Origin of the sequence: Gottfriedia solisilvae, assembly GCF_002128405.1 — a bacterium.
Lineage (GTDB): Bacteria > Bacillota > Bacilli > Bacillales > Bacillaceae_G > Gottfriedia > Gottfriedia solisilvae.
This window is the reverse complement of sequence record NZ_NETJ01000007.1, coordinates 23,996-46,525: the sequence shown is the minus strand read 5'-3', so window position 1 is coordinate 46,525 and position 22,530 is coordinate 23,996. Positions and strand designations below refer to the sequence as shown.

Here is a 22,530-nt window from a genome sequence, read left to right as displayed (position 1 = left end):
GAATCTTTATACTTAGTTTATACCCTCAATCAACAACTTAACTAGTATTTCATCCATATCTATTTATAGCACATAGAGGGTTAAAAATAAATTTTTTTAAACTAACCAGCAGGAGGTTACAGTATGTTATTACAAGAGATTCTTGAGCACAACGGCAAGTTCGTGAATGACGAAGAATTTGTACAATATGAAGCAACAAAATTTCCGAAAAAAAGAATGGTAGTAGTATCTTGTATGGACGCACGTTTAGTTGAATTGTTGCCAAAAGCTTTAGACTTACACAACGGTGACGCTAAAATAATTAAAAATGCAGGAGGAATCATTTCACATCCATTTGGTAGTATTATGCGCAGTATTGTAACAGCAGTATACGAATTAAATGCAGATGAAATCTTTATTATCGGTCATCACAAATGTGGAATGAGCCAAAGTAATCCGAAAGGAACAATCCAAAAAGCGTTAGATCGTGGTGTAGTATCACAGGATGTAATTAAAAATCTTGAGTATGCTGGTATTGATTTACACAAATGGTTATTTGGATTTGACAATGTAGTTGATTCAATAAAAGCAAATATTGATTTAGTTCGAAACCATCCTTTAATTCCTAAAGATGTACCAGTACACGGATTAGCAATTGACCCTGGTACAGGAAAATTAGACTTAGTAGTAGATGGTTATCAAGTAGTAGCAGTATCTAAATAAAAACAATTAAAGAGGAGGACATATTTGACATGATGAATAGAGTAGAAGCAGCAGAAAAAGTTATTGAAGCAAAAGTAGCAAAAGGGTTAAAGTGGGCAGACATTGCTAGTGTAGGAGAAAATGCAGAGAGCTGGATTGTTACAGCATTATTAGGACAAGCGACTATGTCAATTGAAGAAGCTACAAAAATTGGTGAACTTCTAGAACTAGATCAAGAAGTAGTAGAAGCTTTAACAAGAATACCAACTAGAGGAACAGTAATGCAAATGCCTCCAACTGATCCATTATTATATCGTTTCTACGAAGCGTTATTAGTTTATGGTCCTACACTAAAAGAACTAATCCATGAGAAATTTGGAGAAGGTATTATGAGTGCTATAGACTTTGAGCTGGATATCCAAAAGAAAGTAGATCCAAAAGGGGATCGAGTTTTAATAACATTGAATGGTAAATTCTTACCTTATAGAAAATGGTAATTTCATTTAAATGAAAGTAGTAATGGCAAAAAGTTCATATTTAACAAGTAAAATTTCTAATTTTCTCCATTTCCCAAAGGTCATCTTTTTACATTAGGTAAAAAGGTGGCCTTTTTTGGTTCAGCATTTAATTGTTGATTTGAATTTAAAAAAGGGAAATTTCTAGATTGACATAAAAAAACTCTAATGTTAGGATATATTTACTCTAATGTTAGAATATATAATATTAGAGTAAATAATATGTATATAAAAAGAGTGGGGGAAAATGAATATGTTATCGACAATATTGCAAGTTATTTTAGCAATTGGTTTTATTATGTTTGGATTATCTAAATTTGGTTCTAAACAAATGGTAGATGAATTTAAGCGCTACCGTTTACCGAGCGGATTTAGAGTATTTACTGGATTGGTTGAGGTCATTGCAGCTGGTTTTATGATTGCTGGCATCTGGAATGATACTTTTGCTGCTATAGGTGGAATCCTGATAATAGGAACTATGCTTGGGGCCATACTGACACATTTGGTACGCGTGAAAGATCCCTTTTCTAAAGCTATTATGCCAATCTTTCTTTTGGTATTAGGTTTAATTGTGTTAACTTTGAATTTTAGTGCATTAGGACTTTAACTTGATCAAATTGAATTTAATCACATAATTGTAGTGAATTTATCTATTTTTGGCCGTTTTCCACTAAAAAATCAATTTGAAGTTATTAATAAAGTCGAGTATCTTTTATTTATATAGTTGGTTTTTAGGAGGAAGATAGATGTTTCAAGGAAATGAACAAACTGAGCTTGATTTAAAGTTTTTTCGAATTTGGGTCAAAGCTTCTCAAGCTGTAATGAATAACGTTAGAAGAGATATTGAGAGCAAGGGGATTAGCCCCGAGAATTTTATGATTCTTGAATTGCTATACAATAAAGGTCCACACCCAATTCAACAAATAAGTGAAATTTTTTCAATTCCAACTGGAAGTATAACATACGTTGTAGATAAGTTAGAAAAGAATGAATTTGTAAATAGAATACCAAGTCCTACAGATCGAAGAGCATCTCTTATTGTCCTTACTGAAAAGGGGAAGGATTTGTTTGATAATATTTTTCCTTCTCATGTAGAAACAATATCGCAAAATCTATCATTTATTACAGACGACGAAAAACTCATAATGATACAATTACTAAAAAAAATTGGAATAGGTGCTGCAGACATTAAAATTAATAAATAGTAATTGTAACAGACTAGATTCTAAGTAATGATACCTTTGAATGAGGTACAAAATAAACAGGATTTTTTAAGTTTAAACATTAAATGGCAGTCCAATTCGCTTATCAATTGGACTGCTTTATTTTATTGGTAAGACTTTACGAGATATTAGGTTGAAATTAAGAGAATCGTTATTCATCTTATTGGAAGATTAGTAAAATTAGGAATCCCTGTTAAGATAGTTTTCAGGAATTTAGCTATTTGACATTTGAATTGTGAGGTTTTTCACTTAAACTAAATGGCAGTATAGTTTAAGTGAAAAGATTCACAAAATGGCAAGCATTTTTATATTACTAAGTTATTCAACTATCACTCAGCGTTAATTGAAGAGCTATAATATCTAACTCAATTAGTCTGCTAGTAGTCAATAAAAAAGGACTATCGAAGTAGTCCTGTATTTTGTACCTAAAGCACGGTAACTTATCCTGTTTTCTTTTTTTCAATTTTAGGATTTCCATTTACTTTTACTGGAATTCCTAATGGATCAACCATAAGCAGAATATTATTTAATGTTCCATTAACCGAATCTATTAAATATTTTACATTTTCATCTTTATATTTTTCTTCATACTTTGTTATTCTTTTCATTGGATCTCCTATAGGTAGACCGCTATAGAACATTTGCATTGTATATCCAGCTTCTGCTGTTTTTTTGAAGAAAGAGTCTGATACTTCTATAAAAGGTTCGTATGTCAAAGCAAACTTGCCCAAAGTTCTTTTTTCTCCCTCTTCAATCCCTTTTCGAAACTCTACTTCTAATAATGACTGAAACTCCTCTGTCTGTTTGTGTTCTAAAATATTTGATTGAACTTCCTTGAAATTTCGTTTACTTAACACAAACTTATATAGAAGATAGGAACATATAAGTCCTAATATAAAGCCTATTATGCTAGAAATTGATAATGTTGCTGTCATTTTAATTACTCCTCAGATAATATTTATAAAATTTTTTTCTCCCGATGATTAAATCTGTGTTTTTAATCACATAAATTTTTGTATTTAATATTTTTTTAACGCCAATATAGCTTATTTACAAATATACATTTCAGGGAAATAATACCATATATAAAGATAGAATAACACAAAAAATTAGAATAATTAGTAAAATATACACAATATACTAACTAAAACTATTTTATTATCGTAATTAATTAACAACAGAAAATTTCTTGATTTATTGTGGTACTAATAGTTTATTTAGGTGGTATGACTCTAAAGGTAAGCTTAAAAAAGAAAATATTACAATTAAAACTAATGATTTTTAACATGGAATTAAATTTGTTTTAAATATTCTGTTCAGCTAACGCCAAGCGCTAATTACATTTTATTTATTATAATGATGGTTTTAGGATTGATAATTGGTTTTGTTAAGTAACTAGTTTAGAAAACAATTGGATTATCATTCATGTGTATTGTGTACGTACTAATTCCCAATAACATATTAAATTAATTTGTTCTTACATGCTCTTGCTATCTTTTTAGATGGTAAGAGCATTTTTTATTTCAAGAAATAATAGAAAAGTCACAATCTTATTTAAAAATTTCGTGATATATTCTAATAGGGTTCGTCAACTAAATAATACATAAGGGGAAATAATATGAGATTAAAAAGTTTTATAGCATTAGTATTTATTTTTATTTTGTCTCTAGCTAATTTTGATATAAATTTAGGGAATGCAGCAACAACAAATGGAATAATCATTAAAACTTCAAAAAAGGAGTACCAGGAATGGGAAACAATAAGTGTTAATGTTACCAATCAATATAAGAATGATATTAATGGATACTTAGTTTTTAAATCTCCAACAAAAACTTGTCCATCAGGAAAAATCTGTGTAACTGATCCAGTTAATCATAGTTTCAAAGTTAAGGTAAATTTAAAAGCTAATAAGACAACAAAAATAACTGCTAAATCTCCTAAACAAAATAGAAGTGGAGGTTTCTATGTTCAAGTAGTATCCAATGGCAAAATTTACGGAAAACCAGTGGGTATTAGTATAATAAAGCCTGTAATTTTACCTGATGGTGGAATTGAATTTAAAACTGATAAACAGAAGTATAATATTGGCGAAACCGTAACGGTATCTATAACAAATGAGAGTAATTATACCATTACGACACTAAGAACTATTGGAAGTACCTCTGGTGGGTGTGTGATCCCTGAAGGATGCGGCAGCGGAAATGTACGAATGTATACATTGCCTATAAAAGAGAATTTAACAATTAAACCTAAACAAACTATTAATCTTACATATACTGCTTCATCTGTGGCAAGTTACGAACTTAAATTAAGCTTCCAAAATTATGGTTATTATTATATGTTATATACTCGTTACCTAGTCTTTGATGAAAGTCAAATGCCAAATAATGCTGAAACCAATATTAAATGATACCTATTTAACCTAATAAGTATATGTTCTTGTGTAACTAACGAGAGCATTAGTTCTATAACGATAGGCTGCTACGGCAGTCTATTTTTTATTGTACTATTGGCAGTTTAGTTGAAGAAGCAAGTGAATCGGGAAAGACATAAGAAGGATTGAAGGAAATCATATGCAATAAATAGAAATACTTACTTAACAAACTATGTAAGGAGATAATACTTTGAACATTTTAACATTGATTCTAAGTTATTTAATTGGATCAATCTCATTTGCATTAGTAATCGGTAAAATGTTTTATAAAAAAGATATTCGTGATTACGGTAGTGGTAATCTAGGTGCAACTAATGCTTATAGAGTTTTAGGTATAAAAGCAGGAGTAATTGTTGCAATTGCTGATATATTAAAAGGTACATTTGCTTGTTTACTTCCCCTAATACTTGGTTCTACAGTTAACCCTATTGTATGTGGTTTATTAGCCATATTAGGGCACATATTTTCTGTTTTTGCCAGTTTTAAAGGTGGAAAGGCTGTTGCGACAGCAACTGGAGTTTTCCTATTTTTGACTCCTTTAGCTGTTTTTGTTGGTTTTGTTGTGTTTGTATTAACATTGCTATTTACCAAATATGTATCACTAAGTTCAATGTTGGCTAGTATAGCATTATTCATTTACAGTCTTATATTTGAAGATAAAGTTCTCATTGCCCTTTCTCTACTAATAAGCGTATCAATAATCATTCTACATCGACAAAATATAAAAAGAATTGTAAATGGAACAGAGAACAAAATAGTTAAAAATTAGTGTTTACTTGTTAAGCTAACTGGCGCATTAGTTAAATAAGAAGTTATATAATGAGGTGAATATATTTGGAGGATTTATATTGTAAAATTTTCATAAATACCAATTTATCAATTGATATATTAACAGAGAATATCTCGAATTTCCTATCTTTAGAATATGATAAATATTTTTCAATAAAGGGAGATTTATTCACTATTGACGTTAGAAAAAATAAGGAGTTTGAAGAGGAAAACTCAAAAACTCTCATTGATGGTTTTCTTTATTATCGATACTTTCTAGATATGGACCTTTCAGATTATTATAGAAAAGAAGAATATAAATTAATTGTCGGAAAGTTGATGGAATTTCTTTGGGGAGAAGGATATTTAGTTGTCGCTTCATGTGATTTTGAAAATGAGTTACCTAATAGAGGTGGCTACAATAAGAATATAAATTAATTTTACTTATTCAACCAACTGGCGCATTAGTTGCACAAAATGATCGACTATTTAGTCGGTTTTTTTGTGCTATTTGGCATAATAGCTGAATATGAAAATAGAATGTTCCCTAGAAATTTAATGTTGAAAATCATAATGACTTTTTTGTAAAGGTATTTTTTACCAAATTGTCGAATGTAAAAAAAGATACATATTGTTTCATAGAACTAACTTTTTTTATGATAGGAGCAAACTTAATGACAATTTTTGGATATTTATTTTGGGGTATTGGTTTATTTGCAATCGCACTGGGTTTCTTTATGCAGAAGAAGTATGGCACTAAAGCGCCGATTAAAAGTAATAAAGAAATAATGAATGAAGAAATTACAAGAATTACACACAGCAATGATCGACCGAGGATTTAATAGGTTTATGCCTTATATTTGTTTATAACTGGAGTAACTATATGAGATTGATTTTGAGAATATTTGTAGTATTAATAACCTTAATACTTGGACTTTTCATATTTATTAAACTAAACCCTAAAATTATAAATATTGTGTTTCCAAAAGTAGAAAAAAATATAATGATTTACCACTCAAGTTCAGCGAGTGTAAAAATATTAAAAAAATACATAAAAAAGGAAAAAGGAAACCATTTTTATGTTGATGTTCAAAATAAATATACACCTTTTGAAAAGTATTCAATAAGTGTAAAAAATAAAAATACATGGAATGCAATATGTGTAGATCAATCATATTTTGTAAATGTAGGATGGGATAGTTATGATTGGTCACATGAAATTCCTAGTATTACATATCTTTTAGAAATTACAGATTTTTATAATATAAAAATAACCTATTTAAATAAAAAGTGTACTTCCGTTAATTGAATCATTTTTTCTTCATACAGTCGCTATGCACTTAACTGGCGCGTTAGTTGAACAACGATAGGCTGCTTCGGCGGTCTTTTTTATTTGCTAAATGGCAAATTAGTTGAATAAGAGGGATTATCAAATAATTTTATGGTACCTTTTAATTGGAGGTGTATGTATGAAAAAGCAGGACCAAAAGAATATGCTATTGGACCAATTACATAAACAGTTATCTATATACGGATATAAAAAAAATACTTCAAGACAACAATTATGGAAGCCTTTTGAATTTGGTAAAGTTGCTATTCACTTATCTTTTATTAACCACTTAGATGACTTTGACATTACAGTTGATGTTGGCATTCGCTTTGACGAATTGGAAGAAATGAAAAATATGAATAATGGTTTATTAAATCAAAAAGAGAAAAAACAAACCTTCAGTATAGGTACTGAGCTCGGTAATTTGATTGTAGGTAAACAAAGAAGATGGACAATAATTGAAGAGAGTAATATTGAGAATATATCAAATAGTATTTTTAGTGCCATCAAGGAAATAGCGTTCCCCTATATTGATAAATATTCAATTAAAGAGAACGTATTTAATGACTGTTTAAGTGATGGAGAAGAAAGCATAGTATTAACAGGAATTGATTACGTTAGGGCAATGAATGCTGTTGGATTAGCTAAGATACTAAATAAAGTCGATGAAATTGAACAAATCATTGAAGATAAAACAAAATTTCTCGAGGATAAAAATGATTTTGGAGTTTCTATGTTTTGTAATTTTGTTAAAACCATTCAGTAAGGGAAAACAACTAACTGGCGCGTTAGTTGAGTAAGTTGGTTGTATTTATTTATGATTCAATATATAAGAAAGAGAGAACTAAAGTATGGATGTATTATTTAAAACAGATAAATCAACGTTTTTATTTCGAGTAGCAGGAATTTTGATAAAAGACGGTAATATTCTCTTGCATAAGGACATTAATGATGACTTTTGGTCTCTTCCAGGAGGTAAAGTTAATATTGCAGAAGAGTCCCAACTAAGTATACAAAGGGAATTTCTCGAGGAACTTGGTGTAAATGTAAAAGTAGATAGATTAATTTGGATAGTAGAGAATTTTTTTAACTATAATTCTAATGCATATCATGAAATAGGTCTTTATTATAAAGTTTTATCCGATGATTCTTTGTTCACGACAGATTCCTTTTACGGTATTGAAGGAGAAAGATTAATTTATAAGTGGACACCTATCGAAGAACTAGATAATCTGGCTTTATATCCTGAATTTTTAAAATTAGAATTAAAGTCTGTTCCAAAGCATCCAAAACACATTGTAGTAAAACAGTAGATGTACTAAATCGTAATATTTATATAACTAACGAGCGCGCTATTTCAATATTAAAGGAGTCGATAATGATCGACTCCTTTTTTAGTAATTGGCAGTTTAGATAAAAACTCCTATTAAATTTATGGTAAAATATGGTTATTAAACAATTAGGAATTAAATTTGAAATGTGCTTGGGGGAATTTTAAATTGCTAACACCTATACTATTTTTAATTGCAATAGTTTGTTATTTGATATGGTATTTTTCAGATGCATTGCGAAAAGTTTCAAAGCAAAATGAAGAAATTATTAAACTGTTAAAAGAACTAAAATAAATTAATTCTTCAACTAACTGGAAAGTTAGTTGTATACGTGTTAGTTAAATTATAATTGTTGATTTGGAGTGTTAAAGCAATGAATTTGAACAGTCAGATTAAAAATATAGTAGATGGTATGAGTGTATTATCAAAGAATGATATCCAAGCTATAAACGAACTCTTAGTGCATGATGAATGGGGTGTCGCTTTAGAACATTTATGCGCCTCCATAATTGAAGATAACATAAATATTTCGAATGAACAGTTTATTGAAATTAGGAATATCGGAGAAAAAAAATGGAAAGTTCTTTATGGGAGGAACTGAAAAATTTAATAAGATAGACCTTGTTCAACTAACTGGCGCTTTAGTTACGTAACGCAAAGGAGCTGATTTAATGATCAGTTCCTTTTTCAATGATAGGCGGTATAGTTCAATAGTGTATGATTGGGATATCAGTAATTAAAGTGAGGATTTACTATGAACGACCAACCATTAGAGTTTTTTCGTGCAAAGTAAAATATCTGTTGGGAAGGAATAAATTGCAAGATTCATTAGAGGATAAATATATTAAAGGGGAATTAGATATGAACTATATCAAGCAGCTACTTTTAGCTGTGTGTCTAAATGTTATAATCTTGTGGGGATTGACGATCTTTTTCCCATATACAGGTCTAGGTAGAATCATAGCTTTCCCACTAATTTTTTTGATAAATATGATTATCGCTACGATGGGGTGTATAGTTACAAGATTTTTAAATGTGGTCAATAAAGGACTTGTTTGGGCAATTATTTTAGTATTAAGCATAATTGTCGCTATTTGGCTATTTCCGCAGGATTCTGGTATCTCTGTAATTGTTAAAATTATTGATTGGATAAAAGGTAATTAATAGAAAAGTTTTAAATATATTATATAACTAACTGGCGCGTTAGTTACGTAGGTTCACGAGTCGCAAATGCGACTCTTTTTTGTGTTGAGAACGGTCATTAATTGACTTTATTTAAAAAAGGTGAATAAAAGAATTTTGTCGAATAGTTGAATATATTACAATATTTGGAGGTAAATATGTCTTAATATATTCTTGGACAACTAGAAATTTATGTCTTACCACTAGTTGCATTGTATTGGTTCGCACGATTTGTTAAAGCCTATGAGTCAAAAAACAAATAAAATATTATTTCATCTATGTTGAAATCTTTAATTGTGATAAAAATTTCTTATTGAACTAACTGGCGAGTTAGTTGGACAACGAATAGGCTGCTTCGGTAGTCTATTTCTGTACTTTCTAGCATGGACTGAACAAGGACTTTTTCTAAATTCAAAGAATCTAATAATATAGTTCATTTGAAAGGAAAAGTAAGTATGATAAAAAATTTCAATAAATTGGTAGAGTGTTATTTAGGTGAAGTTTTATCAAAAAATGGATTTAGTTTATCTTTACATACTGTCGAAGGTAACATTTATTATGAGAAAAGAATTAATGGTTTTAGATATGAAATATGTTTAAGTATATTATCAAGAAATACATTAACATTGTCTTGTTACATGCCTTTCAAATGTGATGATATATATACGGAAGGAGTATGGCGTGTACTTGACTGTCGCAATCGGAATGAATTAATTGAGTTAATGCAGCAGGAAGTTGCAGAGTTTATCAATCAAGCAAGCAATTGAATTTATAAATAAAAATGTGATTGATCTTAATATAGTAGAGCTTTATAAAGAACATACAGACGAAATTCAGAAGAAATATGGTTTACATAGAAAATTTATTAATGATAGTAATGAGCAAGGGATAATAGCTGTATTTGGAAATGACATTATTAAACTAAAATTCTATCATGATGATGGCTCTGCGAGATTTAGTGGCCTAATTATAGAAAATAACGATCAAACAAAGGTCGACCTTGTTGATCTAGTCAAAGCAAATAACCAATACTTTGGTTTAAGTTATTCGGAAGACTTGGATTATTTTTCATTTCAAAATGTTGATGAATTTTATCAAAAATTGAAGCTATTGTTAGAACTTCATAGTAAGTATTTAGCTGAAAAAGAATATCAATTTAAGCAATATTATTAATTTTATACAACTAAAGAGAGCAATAGTTGAACAACACTTAGGAACTGATTTATTAAACAGTTCCTATTTCAGTACTTGAAAGATTAGTTGAATTAGAAATGTAATAATCATATATGAAAATCCTCGCTGGAATGATAAGTTAATTAAGAATTATCAATCTATATATAAGGATAAAAGGTGATTAAAGAATGGTTGATTATCATGGAGAACTATGTACAAGAAAAAAAGGTGCTCAGAATATTTAACTCAGAGCACCTTTTTTTCTATTGTTAATTCAGTTGTTGATCTTACTATCCTTTTAACCATCAGTTCGTAAATATATTCAAAGACCAAACGATACATAAATCATGGCAATATTATTGTTTATCCTCAAAATCTTTATTAATTTTCACTTCATCTAATGTGTCCACTTTGTGTTTAACTCCGTATCCCTTATTTACAGTAATAACAAAAGCTCCAAAAACTACAAATATAATGATACCACTTACAATATAAACACCAGTCATATTATTACCCCCTAAATAATGTAACTTATATAGACAAGAATAAATGTAATTTACCCAATAATATTTTTACTCTTCATCTTTAATTGCTTTATTACATATAGCCCCAAATCATACAAAGTAGAGTACCAAAAACAGTAACTAGAGCAATTGCTAAAGCGTAGTAAATATTTGTATAAATTGCACCTTTATCTTTCGTTTCACCAGTGTGCATGAACACAATTAACTGCAGTCCAGCTTGTAAAAACGCTGTGATCAAAAGGATTGTCATTTCAATCGCAAATGACCAATCAAGAAAGTAAACGGCAAGTGCAACACCAGTCAAAATCATTGAAAAAGCGAAACCCCTAACTTGTTTCAGTGGGAATAGTTCTTTCATTTTTACATCAATCCTTTCAAATAGACGAAACTGAAAATAAAGATCCAAACGACGTCTAAAAAATGCCAGTAAAGTGAAAAGATGAATGTTTTATTAGCAACTTCTGGTGTTAGACCTCGTTTTCTTATTTGTAAGATGATAAATAATCCCCAGAAAAAACCAAATGAAACGTGAGCGCCATGTGTACCTAGTGTAGTTAATAGAATTGCTGTAAATGCACTAGTTTGTAATCCTGCACCAATATGAACATAGTGAACGAACTCAGATATTTCAAATCCCAAAAAAACTAATCCTAAAAGAAGTGTTAAAGCAATAAAAATCATTACAGGTTTTTTCTTTCCAACTCGCATCGCATGAATTGCAAGTCCTATAAGAAAACTACTTGTTAATAGGACTATTGTTTCGATTAAAACTGGAGAAAATTCGAATATTTCTGCCCCAGTTGGACCATTTCCAGTACGATTAACTAACGTAAAGTACGATGCAAAAAGGGTACCGAATAACATGATTTCTGCTCCTAGGAAAATCCAGAAGCCTAAAATGTTTATTTGATTTTGTTCTGTTTGATATTCTAGTGGCAGCGAGTTATCTATTTTCATCAATTATGCACCTCGCAAATCTTTCTCTATTTCTTCAATTTTATCTACTGTAATATAATGTCCGTTATCAATTTCAAATGATTGATAGGCCATTAATGCAAATATTCCAATTGTCGTTATGATTAGTGGAATCCACATTCCAAATACAAATGAAAATCCCCATACGAACATGATGCAAGCCATAATAAAAGGGATTCCACTATTATTTGGCATATGGATTTTATTATATTTACCCTTAAATAATGATTTTCCTAGTTTTTTAGATTCCCAGAACGCTTCAATAGATTTAGCGTCAGGCGTAATTGCAAAGTTATATGAAGGAATAGGACTATGAGTAGCCCATTCAAGCGTTCTTGCATCCCAAGGATCGGAACTAATATCTCTAGATGCGTAACGTACACTATAATAAATATTAAACACTAGCAGGATGAATCCAATTGCTAGACCAGTTGCACCAATAAAAGATAATAAATTTAATGGACCAAATCCAGTAGACTCTGAATAAGTATACATTCGGCGAGCTTGACCATCTAATCCAGTAAAGAACATAGGGAAGAACGTTACATTAAAGCTAATGGCGATAAACCAAAACGCCCATTTTCCAATTCTTTCATTTAACATAAACCCAAACATTTTTGGCCACCAATAAGTTAGACCAGCAATCATCGCAAAAACTACTCCAGGTATGATTGTATAGTGGAAGTGAGCTACTAAAAACATCGTGTTATGATACTGGTAATCGGCAGCCGACATACCAAGCATTACACCAGTAACTCCACCGATTGTAAAAATTGGGATAAATCCTACAGAGTAAAGCATAGGTACTGTAAATTCAATTTTTCCTTTCCAAAGTGTTAAGATCCAGTTGAAAATCTTAATACCAGTTGGAATTGCAATCGCCATAGTCGTAATTGAGAAGATACTGTTTGTTAATGCACCTTGACCCATAGTAAAGAAATGGTGAGTCCATACTAAAAATGAAAGAAATGAGATAATAATCATTGATAAAACCATAGATTTATAACCATATAGGTTTCTACGTGCAAAAGTTGAAATAATTTCACTATATACACCAAAAGCAGGTAGTACTAGAATGTATACTTCAGGATGACCCCAAACCCAGAAAAGGTTTGCCCATAGCATATCCATGCCACCATTTGAAGTAGTAAAGAAATTTGTACCGAACAGTCTGTCCATTGTACCCATTAAAAGGGCTACAGTTAACACTGGAAATGCGAAAACTACAATTGCATTAGCTGTTAAGGCTGACCAAGTAAAAATAGGCATTTTAAATAATGTTATACCAGGAGCTCTCATTTTTAGAATAGTCGTCACAAAATTAATTCCAGATATTAAGGTACCTAGTCCCGCTATTTGAAGCGCGATCATATAATAATTTGTTCCTACTGATTGGCTTAAATCATTTCCTGCAAGAGGAAAATAAGATGTCCAACCAGCATCAGGAGAACCTCCAATAACGAATGAAATGTTTAATAACATTGCCCCCATGAAAAACAACCAAAAACTTAGGGCATTTAACCGAGGGAAAGCTACATCGCGAGCTCCAATTTGTAGTGGTACTACAAAGTTCATTAACGCATAGATAAATGGCATTGCCATAAAAATAATCATTACAATACCGTGAGTAGTGAATACTTCATTATAATGTTGTGCGTCTAACAAAGTATTTTCAGGCACTGCTGTTTGTGCACGCATCATGATTGCGTCAACGCCACCACGAAATAACATTAGAAGGGCTGATAATAAATACATAATACCTATTTTTTTGTGGTCGACAGTTGTTAACCATTCTCTCCATAGGTAACCCCATTTTTTAAAATAAGTTAATCCTGCAATGATTGCGATTACTGTTACACCAATTGCAACCATTGATGCATAAATGGCAGGACTTGGGTGAGGAATTGCAAATCTATCAAAATAATCCATAATATTAGACTCCTTTATTAGTAACTTTTAAAAATGTCGCAGTATTAGTGCCCCATGTGTTCATTATGCTTTTCATCAGGTTTTAAATCAGCATTACTTGAACCATGATGATGACCACCGTTATGTGATTCATTTGGTGGTAGATATTCTAAATGAGTACCGGTGAAAGTCAGTTGTCCAAGATGACCGGGCTCCAATAACTTAGTAAATTTATCTTCGGTTAGTTTAGGAGCATTTGCCTTAACATCCATTACCCATTCTTTAAAATCTTGATCTGATACTGCTTCAACATTAAAAGTATTTTCTGCAAAACCTTTCCCACTAAAGTTAGCATTTCGACCCATATACTCACCAGGTACATCTGCGGCCAAATGGAGTGTCGTAACCATATCTGACATGGCATACTTCTGACCACCAAGCTGAGGAATCCAAAAACTTGTAATCGGTCCATCTGAATACAGTCTAAATTCAAGTGGACGTTTCGTTGGTACATACAAATAATTTACAGTTTCAATTTGTTCCTCTGGATAACTAAAATGCCATTTCCAGTCAGATGACGTAGCATAGATAATTAAAGGTTTTTCATTTTTATATTTCTCTGGTACCGCTTCAACCTTGTTATTACTTTGTACTGAAACAATAGACAGAAAAACTATGATGATGACTGGAATACCGACACATATTAATTCAACAAGTAAACTTCCTTTAATGTAAGGAGGCTCGACATCATTTTTTTGTTTTGAGGCTCTATATTTAATTAACATAAAAGCTAACATAGCAAAAACGACAATCACTATAACAGACATAATTTGAATGGAAAGGATTATATCCTTTGCTTGAGTCTGAGCTTGTGGTCCTTTAGGATCTAATACCAATAAAGGTTCACATCCTGTTAAGGAAGATAATAAGATGGTACTAGTTAAAACGATCATAAATTTAGTCAATTTCTTTTTCATTACCAAACCCCATTCTTTTTGTATTGAAATTTCCTTTACGTAAACAACGGGTAATCTGATGAATGATTCACAATTGATTATCATGTTAAAACCACCAAAATATAAAGTCAATAAAATGTGATGAGTGTCACAAAGTATTCACATTAACAAAATTTGTAAAAAAAATGAATGATTATACTAGAACACTTTATTTATTTGGGGTATAAGATGTTCTGGTATGCAAATTATAAAGTGGATGGTAAATTTAGTTGTATATTGGATGGTTAATAATGTTTTTTTTCGATTTATAATTTTTTATTAAGCATATTCGATAAATGACTTGAAACCCGTTCAATTAAGAAGACAATATATTGGACGAATGCGAGCAAAAAAAGTGGAGAGTTGATTATGAATTGGATACCTGACCGAACTGCGAAGAAAGCGATATACAAACAACTTGCTGATTATATAGAAAGAGGAATTGTAGATGGAACTTTTCCTTCAGATAAGCCATTACCTTCTGAAAGACACCTGGCTAAGGAATTTAACATTAATAGAAGTACAGTTGTGGCTGCATATGATGAGCTACAATCTAATGGTCTAATCAAAAGAAATAGAGGTAGTGGAACTACGATAAACAAGGATATATGGGGCATCACGAAGAAAAGGATTCCAAGTTGGAACCGCTATATTGAAGCGGGATCCTTTTTACCTAACTTACCTGTTACGAAAAGAATACGTAAGAAAATGGTTGATCATGAGCTAATTAACTTGGCAAGTGGGGAATTGTCTGAAGATTTATTTCCAATGAAAAAATTAAGAGAAATCATTTCTACAAGATCTTTTATTGGGGGATTAGGATATGACCATCCACTAGGCTATAGAATACTTAGAGGAACGATTGCAAAACATGTAAAACAGTACCGAGGAATTGAAACTGACCCTGAATCAATATTAATCACATCTGGGGCACAACAAGCCTTATATTTAGTTGTTCAATGCTTATTAAAGCCTGGAGACTCAGTAGCGATTGAAGATCCCTCATATGTTTATAATTTACCTATTTTTAAATCTGCGGGTGTAAAAACATATACTTTACCAGTAGACGCAGATGGGATAAATCCTGAAGACGTTATTGAACTTTATAAAAAACATCGAATCAGAATGCTTTTTTTAAATCCTTCTTTTCATAATCCAACGGGTTCCTTACTTAGTACTCAGCGTCGAAAAAGAATTTTAGAAATATCTTCTGAATTAGGAATCCCAGTAATTGAAGATGATCCATATAGTTTAACATCCTTTAATGGTGAAATGAATTCGACTTTAAAATCATTAGACTTAAATGGTAATGTACTCTATATCAGTTCTTTGTCAAAAATTGTTGCCTCTGGCTTAAGAATAGGCTGGATTATTGGACCAAGGGCAGTTATTGAAAGGCTTTCAGATGCAAAACAGCAAATTGATTTTGGACATGCAGGGTTTACACAATGGATTGCGAATGACTTTATAGAATCTGAACATTTTCATGTTCATCTTACATCATTAGTTAAACAGTTAGAAAAAAGAAGAAATCAAATTGTTAAAAGTCTAAATTTATATTTGGGGGAACATGTTGAATTTTTAATCCCCCAAGGTGGAATTCACATTTGGTGTAAATTGAAAAAAGAAATTAATGAGACACACTTACTAGAAGAATCAATCAAAAGAGGGGTGTTATACGCACCCGGTTCTACAATGGGATCTAAGAAGAATTATGTTCGGTTTACTTATGCAAGGGAATGCGAAAAATCAATTGACGATGGTATAAAAAGGTTTTCTGAAGCATACTTCTCTTTAATTAACTGAGATAAAAGTAAAAATCAATTTTATTACAATGATAAATGGATGGTTAATTTTTTCAAAAAGTGGATGGTTATTTTTAATAAGCAGTCCGTTATAATTAGTTTGTGAAATGAACTATCTAATCTATCGGTAAATAATGAGCGCTATATGTAATTTGGTGAAATGATTCACAATTGATTTTCACTTAGATCTCTACAAAATAACAACAACTATTAGATCAAGATTAGATTAGTATTTGTAATGAATAAGCTGTTTCGATTATATATGTCATCCTTAGTTGGATTCACAATTTATGTATTCAAATTCAAGTAAAATGAAAAGTTCCTACTATATATATAATAAGAGCCAGGGTTTAAACATGGCTCTTATTAGAGTTTTTATATTTATTGGAATACCTTACATATACTTATAGTAAAAAAGGTTTGAAGAAAAGTGCCTTCAAACCTTTTTTATTTGATTAATTATTTATTTTCAGTAGGTGTATCAATATTTAATTTAAAGATTGAAATTTCGTCTTGGAGATCTAGAACTAGTGATGTTAATTCTCTAACTTCCATACTTGATTGCTGGGTCATCATTCTCATTTGTTCTTCTGTGTCCTCAATAGTTGACTTTGTTGAGTTATATGAACTTGTAGCAATACTTGATATCTCATTAAACGAAGCAGAAATCTCCTCGGTTGAGGCAGAGATTTCTTCTGAAGTAGCAGAGATTTCTTGTATTTGCCTATTCACCTCATTAATAGAGCGTTTAATTTCATTAAATTTATCACCTGTTAGTGCAATAGCTTCGAATCCATTTGCAGTTTGTTGTTTTTCAATATCCATTGCATTCATTAATTTTGTTGTCTCTTCTTGGATAGCTGACAAAATCTCAGAAATTTGCACTGTCGAAGTTTTAGAAGCTTCAGCTAATTTTCTAATTTCTTGGGCTACAACAGAGAACCCCTTACCATATTCACCAGCTCTTGCAGCTTCAATTGAAGCATTTAGTGCTAGAAGGTTAGTTTGTTCTGAAATACCTTTAATAACATTAATAATTGAATTTATTTCCTTTGACTTATTACCTAAATGTTGTACTAAGTTATAGTTTTCTTGAACTGTTTGACTAATATTTTGCATTTCAGTAATGCCTTGTACAAGATATTCATATCCTTGCTCAACATTATTTGTCGCTTGGAAAGAGGAATCATTCACTTCAGCTAATTTTTCAGCTACATATTGAACTCCTGATGCGACCTCCTCTGTAGCTATTGATGATTCATTTGTGGTTGTCATTTGAACTTCCGCGCCAGATGCCATTTCTATCATTGAGTTTTTAATGTTATTTGAAATTTGATTGGCTTCAGAAAATGTCATTGTAAAACTATCTGCGGTAGTTACCAGTTTACTTGATGTCTTATTTAGTTTTGAAATTAATTGTACTAATGATTGAACCATTTTATTAAATGCTAACCCTAGTTTGCCCATCTCATCTTTACTATCTATTGAAGCTGTGACCGATAAATTACCGTTACTTACTTCCTCCGTTAAATGAATTAACTCTCTTATTGGTTTCATGATCAATCTGATGATTTGAAAAAAAATTAATGAACCAATAAAAAGAAATAATAAAACGATTGCGCCAGTTATAACCAAAATGGACTTAGATTCTCCAAAAACCTCTTTTTTGTCAATAGTATTAATAATTTTCCACCCAGTTAGTTTATTCGTTTCATAAACTAAATCATTTGAGGAGCTCTTAAATAAACCTTTATCATCATTATATATTTTTGACAAAATTGAAGTTTTGATATCTTTACTTAATTTAGATGGTTGGTGAAAAACTACTTTTTGCTTCTTATCTAATATATAGGGGGGGATTCCATTTTTACCGTTTTTCACATTAAGAAGCGTCTTTTTTAAATCATCCAATTTTACATCGAAAGCTATAACCCCACTATTATCTGGTAAAGCTTTAGCTACTTTTACACTAATAGATTTTGTAGTGGTATCTTCATAAAGATTAGTGATAATATACTCTCCATTATTCTCTTTTGCTTTTGAATACCAATCACTTGTACGGGGATCAGCATCAGATTTAGGCTCAGTTGAGGGATATACGATTGTCTCTCCACTCTCTGTACCTATATAGGCAGATTCAATCTCTTCATGTGTTTCAATAACATTCTTTAAACTATTTATTACATTTGGCATGCTTTGTTCTTCAAGGTTTTCAATTTCGATTGATTTAGAAAGAAAATCAAGCAAAACAAATTGGTTCGAAAATGTATCCGTAATATTGTTGTTAATCAATGAAACATTTTCTGTAGCTCTTTCAATCAGGTTTTTATGTAACTTTTTTTGCAAATTTAAATAAGAAGAATAACCTACTAAAGCACTAGGTAAAACAATTAATATTACTAAAAAAGCAAAGAGTTTAATTCTTGTATTTACGTTTTTCATATGGTCTAAGTGCCTTTCTTTATTAAGTATCCATTATGATATCGGAATATTAAATTATGTATCTATAATTATTTTTAACTAAATTTCACTTGAATTAATTTAAAAATCGTGCGAAATAGAGTGGTTTTTGGGAGGAGAAGTACTCCGCTTAAATGTTCTTTAAGTTAAGTACTACTTAACTAATTGTAGAATGCTTCCGAATTTCTAAATATTATTTATTAATTAGAATATGTAAAATATTAGATATTATTATAATTGTCGAAAAATGTAATTAGATGATTAAAATAGAAAATTGGGGTGTAGTCATGTTAGCGAAAGTAACCAGAAAACAACAAAAAAGACATAATACTGTTATTTTTGTTGAGAACTCACTTTTTGTTTCTGGAGTTTGTTCCATTTTAAAGTATCATCAAATGAAGGTAACTAAATTAAGTTATGAAGACATTTTTTCAAGTGATGATATGAATGCAATCTTAATATGTCATGTAAAACATGATGATATGGAAATGAAAGCTCAAAGGGTCATATCGAGAGACAACTCTACTAAATTAATCATTATTAAAAATAATATTGAATTAAATGAAATAGAGAGACTAATCCATATGGGGGTACATGGAATAAGCCTATCTGATATAGATGAGGGGTACTTAATATATTCTATAAATCAAGTACTCAAAGGTCATATATTAATTGATAGTCGCTTTACGAATGATGTACTTAAAGACTACAAAACTCTAAAAGATATGAGTCATCAAATCGTACCAGCGGATGATACACCTTTAAAGAAATTATTAACTAGAAGAGAGTTAGAGATACTACATCTCCTTGCAAAGGGATATACAAATATTCAAATTGGTTCAGAATTATTCATTTCAGATAAAACAGTCAAAAATCACGTTGCCAATCTTCTAAACAAATTGGAGGTACAAGATCGTTTAAATGCGGTAATTAAAGCTGTAAAAAATAATTGGATAAAAATTGATTGATATATATAAGATAATTACTAGTTTAATAACATTGGGGAGATTATAATTTGAAAAGTTATGCTGATATTCAATATTTTCTTGATGAAAAAAACAATATATCTTCTGTATTAGTAACGAAATATCGAATGAGAGGTCAGACTCAAGTTTTAGAGGAAAGAGTTAGTATTGAAAGGAATACTATTTATGCCTTGAATTTAAGAGAAACAAATTACAATTCAAGAGATAAAAGTGTTGTTATACAAGAATTTATATTAGATGATTTAGGGAATCCGCTAGATGTCTTGGTATTCTTTAGAGAAAGTAGTACGTATGGGAAAGTCGAAGTAATTGAACTTTCAGTAGCCAACTAATATATTTTAAATATAAAACCTTAAATAACCAAGGTTTTATATATATTTATCATTATAAAATATAAAATTATTAACCTTGTATTGGGACTACTAAAAGATATTTATAAAGGTTTGATCAATATGAAAAATTATAAAAGTGAGTGCGGAATATGAATGATTAAAAGTGAGGATTTAAATGATTCAATAGAATTATTTCTACATATTTTCAACAGCATGTCAGATTTGATGTTTATTCTTACTGTGGATGAACATCAAGATTTTCGCTATTTTTTTACAAATGAAGCAGCTTGTAATTTTACTGGTCTTACACAAGAATATTATGGGGAAAGAATGGAAAACTTCTTACCCAATCTAGTTTTTGAATTTATCAAAGGAAAATATTGTGAGGCAATCACTAAAAAAAAAACAGTACATTACATAGAACAATTTTCAATTCCATTTTTAACTGGCAGAGTACAAATAAATGTTCCCTCCAATTTAGAATTGGAATATTTTGAATCAACAATTACTCCAGTATTTAATGTAAGTGGAATATGTACACATGTTTTAGTAATAGTTCGTGATATCACTAAGCAAAAACAAAAAGAGACAGATTTAAAAAGAGCAAAAGAACAATTTGAACTGGTTTGGAATAGTACGGCTGATGCTATGTATACTTTTAATAAAGATGAGAATTTTGTAAACATTAATAATTCGTTTGAAAATTTATTTGGATGGAAGAGAGAGGAAATAGTAAACAATAAATCTATCAGTATCATTCCAAATGATGAAAAAGGCGTATTGGATAAGATTATTGAAACTGTAAAAAATGGTGAGAAAGTTCCCACACACAATGTTCAACGTATAACGAAGGACGGTACCATTATTGATGTACTTGCATCTTATTCCCCCATTTATGATGAAAAAGGTAACTGGGATGGGGCAGTTGCTGTATATAAAGATATTTCTGAACAAATACATAATTTAAATAAACTTGAAAAAAGTGAAGAAAGATATCGTATTATTACAGAGTACTCGTCAGATATTATTAAAGTTACAGATTCAAAAGGCATTGTCCGATATGCTTCACCATCAATATATTATCAGTTAGGTGTAAAGCCTGAAACAACATACAATAAATCAATAATTTCTAATGTTTACCCAGAGGATTACGAAGCATTTGAAGAAATGCTTAATGAAATAATTCTAACCTGCAAACCTGCTTCTGTAGAATTTCGAAGACTGAATAGCAAAGATGAGGCAGTATGGTTTCACACGATCGGTACACCTGTACTCGATGAGTTAAATAATATTGAACGTATCATCTTTGTAGCAAGAAATATATCTGTTAGAAAGACATATGAAGAAAAGTTAAAGCAACTTGCATTATATGATTCATTGACAGGTCAGCCGAATCGAAGGAATTTTTATAATATATTAAAAAAAGAAATCCAACATGCAAAACAGTCAGAATCTACTTTTTCATTAATGATGCTAGATTTAGATCGATTTAAACAAATAAATGATACGATGGGGCATGATGTAGGAGATGAGTTATTAAAGGGCTTTAGTTATAGAATAAGAAGCTGTTTAAGGGAACAAGACATCCTAGCGAGATTAGGTGGAGATGAGTTTGTTATTTTAATGCCAAAGATATCTAATAAAGATGAAGCATTTAAAATGGCTAATCGGATTATTGATTCACTTCAAAAGGATTGGGAGTTTGGTGATTTTCGCTTTACTACTACATCAAGTATTGGTATGACCTTTTTTCCTCCATATCATCAAAACCTTAAAATGTTGTTAAAACGTGCAGATATCGCTTTATACAAGGCCAAAAAAGCTGGAAGAAATAATTTTCAGGAATATCAAGATAGTGAAATAGAAGAAATTATATATGAAAAATAGTCATTAAGAAATTAATCTATA

Annotated in this window: 27 protein-coding genes; 20 read left to right on the top strand and 7 right to left on the bottom strand. The window is 30.5% G+C overall.

The features are described from left to right. Positions 1-123 precede the first annotated feature (123 nt). The 4 genes from CAB05_RS19315 to CAB05_RS19300 all read left to right on the top strand — a co-directional run bounded on the left by CAB05_RS19315 (position 124) and on the right by CAB05_RS19300 (position 2,401). Entirely contained in the window at positions 124-702 is a 579-nt protein-coding gene (locus tag CAB05_RS19315; protein WP_088003174.1) for a beta-class carbonic anhydrase, read from the top strand. A gap of 32 nt (positions 703-734) precedes the next feature. After that, on the top strand, positions 735-1,178 hold the full coding sequence (gene cynS / locus CAB05_RS19310; protein ID WP_088003472.1) for a cyanase: 444 nt from the start codon (positions 735-737) through the stop codon (positions 1,176-1,178). A gap of 271 nt (positions 1,179-1,449) precedes the next feature. After that, complete coding sequence (locus tag CAB05_RS19305) at positions 1,450-1,803, top strand: DoxX family protein (protein ID WP_235821565.1); 354 nt, start codon at positions 1,450-1,452, stop codon at positions 1,801-1,803. Between the two features lie 139 nt (positions 1,804-1,942). Beyond that, the gene (locus tag CAB05_RS19300) at positions 1,943-2,401 is read left to right on the top strand and encodes a MarR family winged helix-turn-helix transcriptional regulator (RefSeq protein WP_088003168.1); all 459 of its coding nucleotides are present in this window, start codon (positions 1,943-1,945) and stop codon (positions 2,399-2,401) included. Positions 2,402-2,859: 458 nt separating this feature from the next. On the opposite strand, the gene CAB05_RS19295 is transcribed toward CAB05_RS19300, so the two are convergent. Beyond that, the gene (locus CAB05_RS19295; RefSeq protein ID WP_088003166.1) at positions 2,860-3,354 is read right to left on the bottom strand and encodes a hypothetical protein; all 495 of its coding nucleotides are present in this window, start codon (positions 3,352-3,354) and stop codon (positions 2,860-2,862) included. Positions 3,355-4,037: 683 nt separating this feature from the next. Between CAB05_RS19295 and CAB05_RS19290 the strand changes: the two genes are divergently transcribed. From CAB05_RS19290 to CAB05_RS19245, 12 genes are all read left to right on the top strand, one after another. Next, entirely contained in the window at positions 4,038-4,829 is a 792-nt protein-coding gene (locus CAB05_RS19290) for a hypothetical protein (RefSeq protein ID WP_088003163.1), read from the top strand. Positions 4,830-5,043: 214 nt separating this feature from the next. Beyond that, a complete protein-coding gene (gene plsY / locus CAB05_RS19285) occupies positions 5,044-5,622 on the top strand; it encodes a glycerol-3-phosphate 1-O-acyltransferase PlsY (RefSeq protein ID WP_088003160.1) in 579 nt (192 codons plus the stop codon). A 65-nt stretch (positions 5,623-5,687) separates the two neighbouring features. Continuing rightward, positions 5,688-6,059: a 1,4-dihydroxy-6-naphthoate synthase gene (locus CAB05_RS19280; RefSeq protein WP_088003157.1), complete on the top strand. Its 372-nt coding sequence runs from the start codon at positions 5,688-5,690 to the stop codon at positions 6,057-6,059. 236 nt (positions 6,060-6,295) lie between these two features. Beyond that, positions 6,296-6,463 (top strand): hypothetical protein, encoded by a 168-nt coding sequence (locus tag CAB05_RS22230; protein WP_158093312.1) that lies wholly within the window; start codon positions 6,296-6,298, stop codon positions 6,461-6,463. Positions 6,464-6,504: 41 nt separating this feature from the next. Then, positions 6,505-6,930: a hypothetical protein gene (locus tag CAB05_RS19275; RefSeq protein WP_088003154.1), complete on the top strand. Its 426-nt coding sequence runs from the start codon at positions 6,505-6,507 to the stop codon at positions 6,928-6,930. Positions 6,931-7,090: 160 nt separating this feature from the next. After that, complete coding sequence (locus tag CAB05_RS19270; RefSeq protein ID WP_088003150.1) at positions 7,091-7,717, top strand: hypothetical protein; 627 nt, start codon at positions 7,091-7,093, stop codon at positions 7,715-7,717. Positions 7,718-7,802: 85 nt separating this feature from the next. After that, positions 7,803-8,264, top strand: coding sequence for an NUDIX hydrolase (locus tag CAB05_RS19265; RefSeq protein WP_088003147.1), 462 nt, complete (start codon positions 7,803-7,805; stop codon positions 8,262-8,264). Between the two features lie 186 nt (positions 8,265-8,450). Further along, positions 8,451-8,576, top strand: coding sequence for a hypothetical protein (locus tag CAB05_RS22635; RefSeq protein ID WP_268876421.1), 126 nt, complete (start codon positions 8,451-8,453; stop codon positions 8,574-8,576). Positions 8,577-8,655: 79 nt separating this feature from the next. Then, on the top strand, positions 8,656-8,883 hold the full coding sequence (locus CAB05_RS19260) for a MafI family immunity protein (protein ID WP_088003144.1): 228 nt from the start codon (positions 8,656-8,658) through the stop codon (positions 8,881-8,883). Between the two features lie 215 nt (positions 8,884-9,098). Continuing rightward, on the top strand, positions 9,099-9,446 hold the full coding sequence (locus CAB05_RS19255; protein ID WP_088003141.1) for a hypothetical protein: 348 nt from the start codon (positions 9,099-9,101) through the stop codon (positions 9,444-9,446). Positions 9,447-9,940: 494 nt separating this feature from the next. Continuing rightward, a complete protein-coding gene (locus CAB05_RS19250) occupies positions 9,941-10,231 on the top strand; it encodes a hypothetical protein (RefSeq protein WP_142283135.1) in 291 nt (96 codons plus the stop codon). Next, the gene (locus CAB05_RS19245) at positions 10,200-10,637 is read left to right on the top strand and encodes a hypothetical protein (protein ID WP_088003134.1); all 438 of its coding nucleotides are present in this window, start codon (positions 10,200-10,202) and stop codon (positions 10,635-10,637) included. The genes CAB05_RS19250 and CAB05_RS19245 overlap by 32 nt, the downstream gene beginning before the upstream one ends. Before the next feature lie 356 nt (positions 10,638-10,993). Here CAB05_RS19245 and ytzI read toward each other — a convergent pair whose 3' ends face one another. The 5 genes from ytzI to qoxA form a co-directional block, all read right to left on the bottom strand. After that, positions 10,994-11,143 (bottom strand): YtzI protein, encoded by a 150-nt coding sequence (ytzI, locus tag CAB05_RS21810; RefSeq protein ID WP_096777896.1) that lies wholly within the window; start codon positions 11,141-11,143, stop codon positions 10,994-10,996. A 91-nt stretch (positions 11,144-11,234) separates the two neighbouring features. After that, positions 11,235-11,519: a cytochrome aa3 quinol oxidase subunit IV gene (gene qoxD, locus CAB05_RS19240; RefSeq protein ID WP_088003131.1), complete on the bottom strand. Its 285-nt coding sequence runs from the start codon at positions 11,517-11,519 to the stop codon at positions 11,235-11,237. A 2-nt stretch (positions 11,520-11,521) separates the two neighbouring features. Continuing rightward, positions 11,522-12,118 carry a cytochrome aa3 quinol oxidase subunit III gene (gene qoxC / locus CAB05_RS19235; RefSeq protein ID WP_088003127.1) on the bottom strand — a complete coding sequence of 199 codons (597 nt, stop codon included), beginning with the start codon at positions 12,116-12,118 and terminating at the stop codon, positions 11,522-11,524. A gap of 3 nt (positions 12,119-12,121) precedes the next feature. Beyond that, on the bottom strand, positions 12,122-14,065 hold the full coding sequence (gene qoxB / locus CAB05_RS19230; protein ID WP_088003124.1) for a cytochrome aa3 quinol oxidase subunit I: 1,944 nt from the start codon (positions 14,063-14,065) through the stop codon (positions 12,122-12,124). A gap of 44 nt (positions 14,066-14,109) precedes the next feature. Beyond that, the gene (qoxA, locus tag CAB05_RS19225; protein WP_088003469.1) at positions 14,110-15,021 is read right to left on the bottom strand and encodes a cytochrome aa3 quinol oxidase subunit II; all 912 of its coding nucleotides are present in this window, start codon (positions 15,019-15,021) and stop codon (positions 14,110-14,112) included. 387 nt (positions 15,022-15,408) lie between these two features. Here qoxA and pdxR point away from each other — a divergent pair, with 387 nt between their 5' ends. Then, on the top strand, positions 15,409-16,845 hold the full coding sequence (pdxR, locus tag CAB05_RS19220; RefSeq protein ID WP_088003121.1) for a MocR-like pyridoxine biosynthesis transcription factor PdxR: 1,437 nt from the start codon (positions 15,409-15,411) through the stop codon (positions 16,843-16,845). A gap of 458 nt (positions 16,846-17,303) precedes the next feature. Here pdxR and CAB05_RS19215 read toward each other — a convergent pair whose 3' ends face one another. Beyond that, on the bottom strand, positions 17,304-19,286 hold the full coding sequence (locus CAB05_RS19215) for a methyl-accepting chemotaxis protein (RefSeq protein ID WP_088003118.1): 1,983 nt from the start codon (positions 19,284-19,286) through the stop codon (positions 17,304-17,306). A gap of 305 nt (positions 19,287-19,591) precedes the next feature. Here CAB05_RS19215 and CAB05_RS19210 point away from each other — a divergent pair, with 305 nt between their 5' ends. From CAB05_RS19210 to CAB05_RS19200, 3 genes are all read left to right on the top strand, one after another. After that, on the top strand, positions 19,592-20,272 hold the full coding sequence (locus tag CAB05_RS19210; protein ID WP_088003115.1) for a response regulator transcription factor: 681 nt from the start codon (positions 19,592-19,594) through the stop codon (positions 20,270-20,272). A 47-nt stretch (positions 20,273-20,319) separates the two neighbouring features. Further along, positions 20,320-20,622 (top strand): hypothetical protein, encoded by a 303-nt coding sequence (locus tag CAB05_RS19205; RefSeq protein ID WP_088003113.1) that lies wholly within the window; start codon positions 20,320-20,322, stop codon positions 20,620-20,622. A 153-nt stretch (positions 20,623-20,775) separates the two neighbouring features. After that, entirely contained in the window at positions 20,776-22,509 is a 1,734-nt protein-coding gene (locus CAB05_RS19200; protein WP_088003110.1) for a diguanylate cyclase domain-containing protein, read from the top strand. Positions 22,510-22,530 lie beyond the last annotated feature (21 nt).